This window comes from Stenotrophomonas sp. STEN009, assembly GCF_056760395.1.
In genome coordinates this window covers 99,734-108,498 of sequence record NZ_JBRRES010000011.1, presented here as the reverse complement: position 1 = coordinate 108,498, position 8,765 = coordinate 99,734, and the positions used below count along the sequence as shown (strand labels likewise).

The 8,765-nt window shown below is 66.5% G+C and carries 4 protein-coding genes; 2 read left to right on the top strand and 2 right to left on the bottom strand.

The window, feature by feature from the left end:
* Positions 1-179: 179 nt before the first annotated feature.
* Positions 180-3,173 (bottom strand): TonB-dependent receptor, encoded by a 2,994-nt coding sequence (locus ACVOMM_RS07620; protein WP_481526083.1) that lies wholly within the window; start codon positions 3,171-3,173, stop codon positions 180-182.
* 409 nt (positions 3,174-3,582) lie between these two features.
* Between ACVOMM_RS07620 and ACVOMM_RS07615 the strand changes: the two genes are divergently transcribed.
* Positions 3,583-4,860, top strand: a complete 1,278-nt coding sequence (locus ACVOMM_RS07615) for a sugar MFS transporter (RefSeq protein WP_164151402.1) — start codon at positions 3,583-3,585, stop codon at positions 4,858-4,860.
* 20 nt (positions 4,861-4,880) lie between these two features.
* On the opposite strand, the gene ACVOMM_RS07610 is transcribed toward ACVOMM_RS07615, so the two are convergent.
* Positions 4,881-5,888: a LacI family DNA-binding transcriptional regulator gene (locus ACVOMM_RS07610; protein WP_053515642.1), complete on the bottom strand. Its 1,008-nt coding sequence runs from the start codon at positions 5,886-5,888 to the stop codon at positions 4,881-4,883.
* Between the two features lie 341 nt (positions 5,889-6,229).
* Here ACVOMM_RS07610 and ACVOMM_RS07605 point away from each other — a divergent pair, with 341 nt between their 5' ends.
* Positions 6,230-8,761, top strand: a complete 2,532-nt coding sequence (locus ACVOMM_RS07605) for a glycoside hydrolase family 3 protein (protein ID WP_481526082.1) — start codon at positions 6,230-6,232, stop codon at positions 8,759-8,761.
* Positions 8,762-8,765 lie beyond the last annotated feature (4 nt).

The window sequence follows — 8,765 nt, the reverse complement described above, 5'->3', positions numbered from 1 at the left end:
GGGGGGGGGGGGGGGGGGGGGGGGGGGGGGGGGGGGGGGGGGGGGGGGGGGGGGGGGGGGGGGGGGGGGGGGGGGGGGGGGGGGGGGGGGGGGGGGGGGGGGGGGGGGGGGGCCCCCCTCCCCCGGGCGGGGGGGGGGGGCCCGCCCCCCCCCCCCCCCCCCCAGGCCTCCGGCGCCGGTCAGAACTTGTAGCGGACGCCGAACATGTAGCGCGGACCGGTCTGGGTGGCATAACGCAGCATGTTGGTGTGCCGCGAATAGGTGCGCATGGTCTCGTCGGTCAGGTTGATCGCTTCCAGGCTCAGCGTCAGCTGTTCGCTGACCGCGTAGCTGATGTTGAGATCGAGCTGACCGTACGCGGCAGTGTAGTTCGGGTTCGGGCCCTGGCCACCGATGCCGTTGAGGAACTTGTCGCGCCAGTTGTAGGCCGCGCGGATCTGCCAGGCGTTCTTGTCGTAGAACGCGACCACGTTGGCCGAATCGCTCAGGCCGATCATCGGGTACTGGTCGCCCAGGCTGAGGTTGTTGAACGTCAGCCCCGACTTCACCTTGGTGTAGTTCGCGGCCACGCCGAAGCCGGACTGGCCGAACAGGTGCTGCACCGCCACTTCCCAGCCGTCGAGGTGATCCGAGTGCTGGTTGGCCGGTACCGTGATGTCGAAACCTGCCACCGGGTCGTTGGGCTGGCCGACGATGGTGCCGGTCATCTGCCCGGCCGAATTGCGCCCGGTATAGGTCACGCCAGGATCCCCGGCATGGTTGGTGAAGATGTAGTCGCGGATGCAGGGCATGTCGGTGGTGCCGCAGCCCGATGCCAGTGCCTCGTTCCAGTACGCGCCACCGACCGGCGTATGCAGGGTGCCGGCGTTCTCGCGCACAATGGTGTCGCTGATGAAGTTCTTGATGTTCTTGCGGAAGAAGCCCACGGAGGCATAGCTGGCCTCGCCGTAGTACCACTCCAGCGACAGATCGAAGTTGTCCGAGATCAGCGGCTCCAGACCCGGATTGCCGCGGGTGCCGGTGCCGCCCTGGGTGCGCACGATGTCGGCCAGCGACTGACCGCTCTGGATCTGCGTCCAGCTCGGCCGGCCCAGGGTGCGGCTGTAGCTGCCGCGCAGCGCCAGCGTCTCGGCCAGGTCCAGTTTCAGATCAACGTTCGGCAGCACGTAGTCGTACTTGCCCTTGCCACCGACGAAGCCGCGATCGGCGGCGTAGTCGATGTTGAACTCGTTGGCCGAACTCCAGCTGATGCCGGTCGGTACGCGCACCAGCGCATTCGACTCCACCTCGGTCTGCTCGTAGCGCGCGCCGACGGCCACGTGCAGTGGCATCGACCAATCCAACGTGGTGCGGTACTGCAGGTAGGCACTCTTCGACTTCTCGGTGGTGCGGATGTCCTCGGAGTACTCCGTCGGTGCGTAGTAGCAGCTCGGGCAGGCCGGATCGGAATCGGTGCCGACCTGGGCCGCGCGATCGATCAGGCGGTCGAAGTCGAACACCAGGAACTGGCCGGTCAGGCGCGGATCGTTGTGGCCGGAGAATGCCTTGAAGTACTTGCCCATGTTGTCGGCGTACCAGATGTCATCGGCGTAGTCGGCCGGAGAGCCCAGACCGCCCCAGCTGTTGCGCTGCATGATGGCCGAGGCAGAGCGGTTCTTCACCTGGGTGTGGCCCACGCCGAAGTCCAGCGCCGAATAGTCGGCGAAGCGGAACGTGCCGCGGCCCTGGTACTGCTGCACCTTGGACTTGTTGTAGCTGTTCTGGAACACCGAGCCGGTGACCAGTGCGTCGGAGGCCTGCACGCCGCCCGGCGGCAGTGCGATGTTGATGATCGGCAGGTCGCCGCTGTAGTCGACGGTGGTGGTGCCACGCACGAAGGCGGCCACGCCGAGCACGCCCGCCGAGCCATAGGGACTGTCCGGCCGCGATTCCGACTCGGCGTTGTGCACATCGAAGGACAGGTCCAGCGCGTCGTTCACTTCCCAGTCGACGTTGAAGCCCAGCGAGTGCATGTCGGTCTTGGTGGCCAGTTTGGCGCCGCCCATCGACACGTCCGAATTGGTCATGTCCTCGCCGTAGATGATCGGCGCGGACACCGGGCCGTTGGTCCAGATGCTGTCGCCCGGACCATAGTTGAACCAGACCGACAGCTCGCTGCGCTGCTGCTGCACCTTGTTCTCGACATAGGTGTAGTCCAGCGTGGTGGTGACATTGTCGGCCGGCTTCCACTGGAACGTCGCCTGCGCGTTGGTGCGCTGCCGCTGCACGCCATTGACGTTGTAGGCGGTGTTCTGCGGACGTGCGTAGACGTCGTCGGGGCCGGGGCGGTTGGTGATGCGGTCGGAATACCCCTGGCCAGGCAGCGGCAGCGCCCGCCAGTCCGCGCTCTCGTTGCCCTTGAACGTGGCCCAGCCCTCGGCCACGGTGGCCTGGTTGAAGCCGGAATCACGTTCCTGGTGGCTGGCGCTGAACGTCACGCCGAAGCGATCGTCGGCGTAGCGCTGGCTGAAGATGCCCGAGAGCTCACCGGTGACGTTGGAGCCGCGCAGGGTCCGCGGCAGGTTGTCGTTGGACGAATCGTTGACCGCCTTCAGACCAAGGCTGATCACCGGCTCGGACTCCAGCGGCCGCAGCGTCTTGATGTTGATGGTGGCACCGATGCCACCGGCAGGATTGTCGGCGCGGCTGGTCTTGTATACCTCCACCGCAGAGATCGACTCGGAAGCGAGGTTGGCGAAGTCGAACGAGCGCGAGCCGGACAGGCCGCCGCCGCCGTTGCCCAGATTCGACGCCGGCATCTGCCGCCCGTTCAGCAGCACCAGGTTGTAGTCCGGACCAATGCCGCGCACGGTCACCTTGGACCCTTCGCCGCTGGAGGTGCGGTCGATGGAAACGCCGCTGATGCGCTGCAATGATTCGGCCAGGTTGGTGTCCGGGAACTTGCCGATGTCCTCGGCGACGATGCCGTCAACCACGCCCTGGCTGTCGCGCTTGAGGTTCATCGATGAGGTCAGGCTGCCGCGGATACCGGTGACCTGCACCGCATCGAGCGTGGTCGGATCGACTGGTTCGTTGGTGCCGGGTGCGTCCTGTGCCCATGCCGGGGCGGCCAGCGCAGCCAGCAGCGCGGAAGTGAGCATCGTCTTGCGAGGTACTGCCTTGTACGTCTTCATGGAAGCTCCCTCCCCAGGGAATTCGGTAATGGCGATCCTGCTTCGTTCAATCACGGACTACTGCATGTGGCCCGGATTGGAGCGACGCTTGACAGCGTTGTCAACAAACTGCCATGAAGTGCGCCGCGTCGGCGGTCGCAAGGCGCGCTGTGAAATCGTTGCCAGAACCTCGTCGCTTCGGAAACAACGCCTTGTGCGACGGCATCTGCAGCGGTTTTTCAGGGATGACAGCGCTGCCAACACGAGGGCAGGAAAGTGTTGTGCGGTGCAGAACAAAACTGCGCGGATCAGCTTTCAGCCCGCAGGTGTCAGGTCATTGGTCGGATTGACAGCGCTGGACAATCACAATGGCTGCAAATGTCACGCATGACCGCAGGATGGCTTCGATCACTGACTGGAAGGACAAGCAATGGACACAGTAACGACCGTTCGAGGACATCACGTGCAGGGCACCACCCGCGCACTGGCGGTGGTCACCGCCATCTTCTTCATGTGGGGCTTCCTGACCTGCCTCAACGACATCCTCATTCCGCACCTGAAAGCGGCGTTCGCGCTGAGCTGGGTGCAGGCGATGCTCATCCAGTTCACCTTCTTCGGCGCCTACTTCCTGATGTCGCTGCCTGCGGGCCGGCTGGTGGCTGCGGTGGGATACAAGCGCGGCATCGTCGCCGGGCTGGCCATTGCAGGCGTCGGCTCCCTGCTGTTCTGGCCGGCTGCGGCCGCCCATGTCTATGGGCTGTTCCTGGCGGCGTTGTTCGTGCTGGCCACCGGCATCACCGTGCTGCAGGTGGCAGCCAACCCCTACGTGGCATTGCTGGGCGAGGAGCGCACCAGCTCCAGCCGGTTGACCCTGGCGCAATCGATGAACTCGCTGGGCACCACGCTGGCACCGTTGTTCGGTGGCCTGCTGATCCTGTCGGCGCAGCCGCGCAGCGAGGAGCAGCTGGCGCTGTTGCCGCAGGCCGAAGCACTGGCCTACCGTGCAGCCGAAGCGCAATCGGTGCAGCTGCCGTACTTCGGCCTGGCAGTGGTCCTGTTCCTGCTGGCGGCAGCGATCTGGATGTTCCGTCTTCCCACCATTCCCGGCGTGGAGGAACGCACCGGCGCGCGAAGCCGGCCGTGGGACGTCCTGCGCCACCGCCATGTGCGACTGGGTGTGCTGGCCATCTTCTGCTACGTGGGCGCGGAAGTTTCCATCGGCAGCGTGCTGGTCAACTTCCTGTCCTCGCCGGGCATCGGCCAGGGCATGACCGAGCAGGAGGCCACCGGTTATGTCTCGCTCTATTGGGGCGGTGCGCTGGTCGGGCGCCTGCTTGGCGCGGCGATGCTGGCGCGGTTGGATGCGCGCTGGCTGCTCGGCCTTTTCGCGCTCGCGGTGGTGCTGCTGCTCGGCATCACCGTCTCCACCACGGGTGGCCTGGCCAAGTGGGCGGTGGTGAGCATCGGACTGTTCAACTCCATCATGTTTCCGACCATCTTCGCGCTGGCGATCACCCGCCTTGGAGCTCTCACCGGACAGGCTTCAAGCCTGTTGGTGATGGCGATCGTCGGCGGTGCGGTCATTCCGCTGGCCATGGGCTGGCTTGCCGACAATCATGGCCTGCAGCTGTCGTTCCTGCTGCCGGCGCTGTGTTATCTCTACATTGCCTTCTATGCATGGAAGGGTTCGCGGCTGCCTGCCGCGTGAGCCGCAGGTTCGCCGCTGGCTCAACGTCGCCGTGGTGCGGCGGTCGACTCGCGTTCGAGTACCGCGTGCTCGACCGTGATCATGCGGCCAGCGGCTTCGGCACGGATGTGCTCGATCAGCTGTTCGGTGGCCAGCCGCCCCATGTGCGAGGTCGGTTGGCGCACGGTGGTGAGTGCAGGGTAGATGTGCCCTGCGATCGGCGTGTCGTCGAAACCGCATACCGAGAGGTCGCGCGGCACGCGAAGCCCGCGTTCGCCCGCGACGCGATACACGGCCGCGGCCATGTCGTCGTTGGCGGCGAAGATTGCCGTGGGAGGCTCATCCATGTCGAGCAGCAGGTTGGCTGCGTCCACGCCGGACTCGAACGAGAACTGGCCGTTGACCACCAGCGCCGGATCGTAGGCGATACCTGCCTGCCGCAGGGCCTGGCGGTAACCGGCGTAGCGCCACTGGCAGGCACCATGCGCGCGCGGCCCCTTGATGTGGGCAATGCGGCGGTGGCCCTGCGCGACCAGGTGGCCGATCAGCTCGACCACCGCAGTGGTTTCATCCATGCGCACGCCGATGCGTCCTTCCGGGTGTCGCGGGGCGATGCAGGCGAAGGGAATGTCATGCTCTTCCAGGTACGACAGCACTACTTCGTCGTCGGTCAGCGGCGGGATCAGCACCACGCCATCCGGACGCGAGTTCTCGAACAGCGCGGTCATGTCGGGCAGGGTACGCCGGCCAGTGCCCACCGGGCCGAGGATCAGGTTGTAGTGCTGTGCGTGGCAGGCCTCGAGCATGCCGTTCTGGATTTCCATCAGGTAGTTGCGCGAAGGATTGTTGTAGACCAGTGCCAGCGCGTACGAGCGCTGTCCGGCCAGGCTGCGCGCGGACAGATTGGGCTTGTAGCCCAGGCGCGCCACGGCCGCCAGCACCCGTTCGCGGGTCTGCTCGCGCACGTTGGGCTCGCGGTTGAGCACGCGGGACACCGTCTTGATCGATACCCCGGCAACGGCGGCGACATCCTCGATTCGACTGCGCATGATGCGGTGGATCCTCCTGGAAGGCGGCGGCTACGCGCCGATGGTAGTGCGTACCTGCGATGTCGGTGTTGCCGGAGCAGGCGGATGGTGCCACGACGCGAGGGGGACTGGCACGTCCTGAATTCTTGTCGCGTCGCAACACCCACCGCCGCGGGCCGTGTGCTGCGTCGGCCGCAAAGCCCGCCGTTACGCGATTGCCGCCACAGGATGTGCGATCGCTCATTGACACGATGCAGGCAGGCTTATATGACAGCGCTGTCAGGACGGGCGTCCGATCGCCCGTGCCGACGTGCCGCTGCAGTCCCGCACGCCAGGAACGTCATCCACGGAGGTAGTACCCAGTGAAGCGCCCCACCCAGACCCTTCTTGCCGGCTGTCTGCTGGCCGCCCTGGCCGCATCGGCGGGTGCCGCGCCGTCCACGGGCGAACGCCTGCAGGACTGGCCGCGCGTCCACAGCGTGATCGCTGCTGATGCGGATATCGAAAGGCGCGTGCAGGAGATCCTTGCGCAGATGACGCTGGCGCAGAAGATCGGGCAGATGACCCAGGCCGAGATCAAGACCATCACGCCGGACGAGGTGCGCCGCTACTACATCGGCTCGGTCCTCAATGGCGGTGGCTCCTGGCCGGGCATGGACAAGCACGCCAGCGTGCAGGACTGGCTGCAGCTGGCCGATGCCTACCACGCTGCATCGCTGGCAACCGATGCGAAGACGCCGGTGCCGGTCATCTGGGGCACCGATGCGGTGCACGGCCACAACAACGTGCTGGGTGCGACCCTGTTCCCGCACAACATCGGCCTGGGCGCGGCCGGCGATGCCGAACTGATCGAACGCATCGGCGAGGCGACCGCGCGCTCGGTGCGCGCCACCGGCATCGGCTGGGTGTTCGCACCCACCCTGGCCGTGGCCCATGACCCTCGCTGGGGCCGCACCTATGAGAGCTATTCGTCCGACCCGGCGGTGATCCGCAGCTACGCCCACGCCTACGTGAAGGGAGCACAGGGCACCTTCAAGGACGACGGTAACGTGGTCACCACCGCCAAGCACTACCTGGGCGATGGTGCCACCGACAACGGCCGCGACCAGGGTGAGGCGCTGGTCGACAAGAACACCATGATCAACGTCCACGCGCAGGGCTACTATGGTGCGCTTGCCGAGGGTGCGCAGACGGTGATGGCCTCGTTCAACAGCTGGAACGACCGCGCCGCAGGCGTGGACTACGGCAAGATGCACGGCAGCAAGGCGCTGCTGACCGATGCGTTGAAGGACAAGATGGGTTTTGATGGCTTCGTCGTCTCCGACTGGAACGGCATCGCGCAGGTGCCGGGCTGCCGCAACGACAGCTGTGCGCAGGCCATCAATGCCGGCATCGACATGGTGATGGTGCCCGACGACTGGAAAGCGTTCATCGCCAACACCACCGCGCAGGTCAAGAGCGGTGAGATTCCGATGGGGCGCATCGACGATGCGGTGGCCCGCATCCTGCGGGTGAAGCTGCGCGCGGGCCTGTTCGACCACAAGCCGTCCGACAGCCGCTACGCCGGCGATGCCAGTGCCGTGCAGCACCGTGACCTGGCCCGGCGTGCCGTGCGCGAATCGCTGGTGCTGCTGAAGAATGAAGGCAAGGTGCTGCCGCTGCGCCGCGATGCACGGGTGCTGGTGGTCGGCAAGAGCGCCGACAGCATCGGCGACCAGTCCGGTGGCTGGTCGCTGACCTGGCAGGGCACCGAGAACAGGAATTCCGATTTTCCCAACGCCGATTCCGTGCTGGGCGCGCTGCGCGCCGAACTGGGGGCGGACAAGGTCAGCTTCAGCGCCGATGGCCAAGGCGTCGATCCGAAGGCTTTCGATGTGGTGCTGGCGGTGATCGGTGAGACGCCCTATGCGGAAACCAACGGCGATATTCTCGCTTCGGATACCGTCAGCCACAGCCGGGCCTACCCGCAGGACCTGGCCGCGCTGAAGGCCGCAGCTGCAACCGGCAAGCCGGTGGTGACCGTCTACCTGTCCGGTCGCCCGATGTATGTCAACGACCTGCTCAATCTGTCCAGCGCCTTCGTCGCCGCCTGGCTGCCGGGCACCGAAGGCAAGGGCGTGACTGATGTGCTGGTGGCGGGCAAGGGCGGCAAGCCGGCACACGACTTCCGTGGACGCCTCAGCTTCCCGTGGCCGGGCGTTCCGTGCCCGGCACCGATCGACCAGCCCGACGCCAAGAAGCCGGCGCTGTTCACGCTTGGCTATGGCCTCAGCTACGCCAAGGGCGGCAAGGTCGCCAGGCTCGAGGAAGCTGACCCGGACAGCTGCGGCGAAGTCACCGTGCTGCCGATCTTCAACCGCGCCGACACGCCACCATTCGCCCTGCACGTTGCCGCCGCGGGAGCGACCCAACCGCTTGGCAATGATCTGAACGCTACGCTGCGCTGGCCCACCGCCAAGTCGGTGGTGCAGGTGCGCACCGTGCAGGTGAACACCCAGCAGGACGCCAAGGAGGTGACCTGGCGGGCCCCGGCGCAGCTGATCGCACGCAGCACCTCGCGCCGCAATCTCGGCGCACTGGCGCGCAGCAACGGCGCGCTGCAGTTCGATGTGCAGCTGGTGAAGCGCCCGGCATCGCCGGTGAAGGTGACCATGCAGTGTGGCAGCGGCTGTGAGGGCGGGGTGGACATCGCCCCGCAGCTGGTCGCGCTGGCGGCCGGGCAGAAGCAGACGGTGACCGTGCCATTGGCCTGCTTTGCAAAGCGCGGCGTGGACCTGGGCGCGGTGGAAGCCCCGTTCGTGGTCAGCGCCGACGCGCCGTTCGCCGCGGCATTCACCCAGGTCAGGTTGACGGCCAACACGGCCACCGCCGAGGGCGCGGTGGCCTGCCCGTAACCGA

What these genes read in the sequence shown, in the direction of transcription:
- ACVOMM_RS07620 (WP_481526083.1), bottom strand. Translation starts at nt 3,173, where the DNA reads ATGAAGACGTACAAGGCAGTACCTCGCAAGACGATGCTCACTTCCGCG.
- ACVOMM_RS07615 (WP_164151402.1), top strand. Translation starts at nt 3,583, where the DNA reads ATGGACACAGTAACGACCGTTCGAGGACATCACGTGCAGGGCACCACC.
- ACVOMM_RS07610 (WP_053515642.1), bottom strand. Translation starts at nt 5,888, where the DNA reads ATGCGCAGTCGAATCGAGGATGTCGCCGCCGTTGCCGGGGTATCGATC.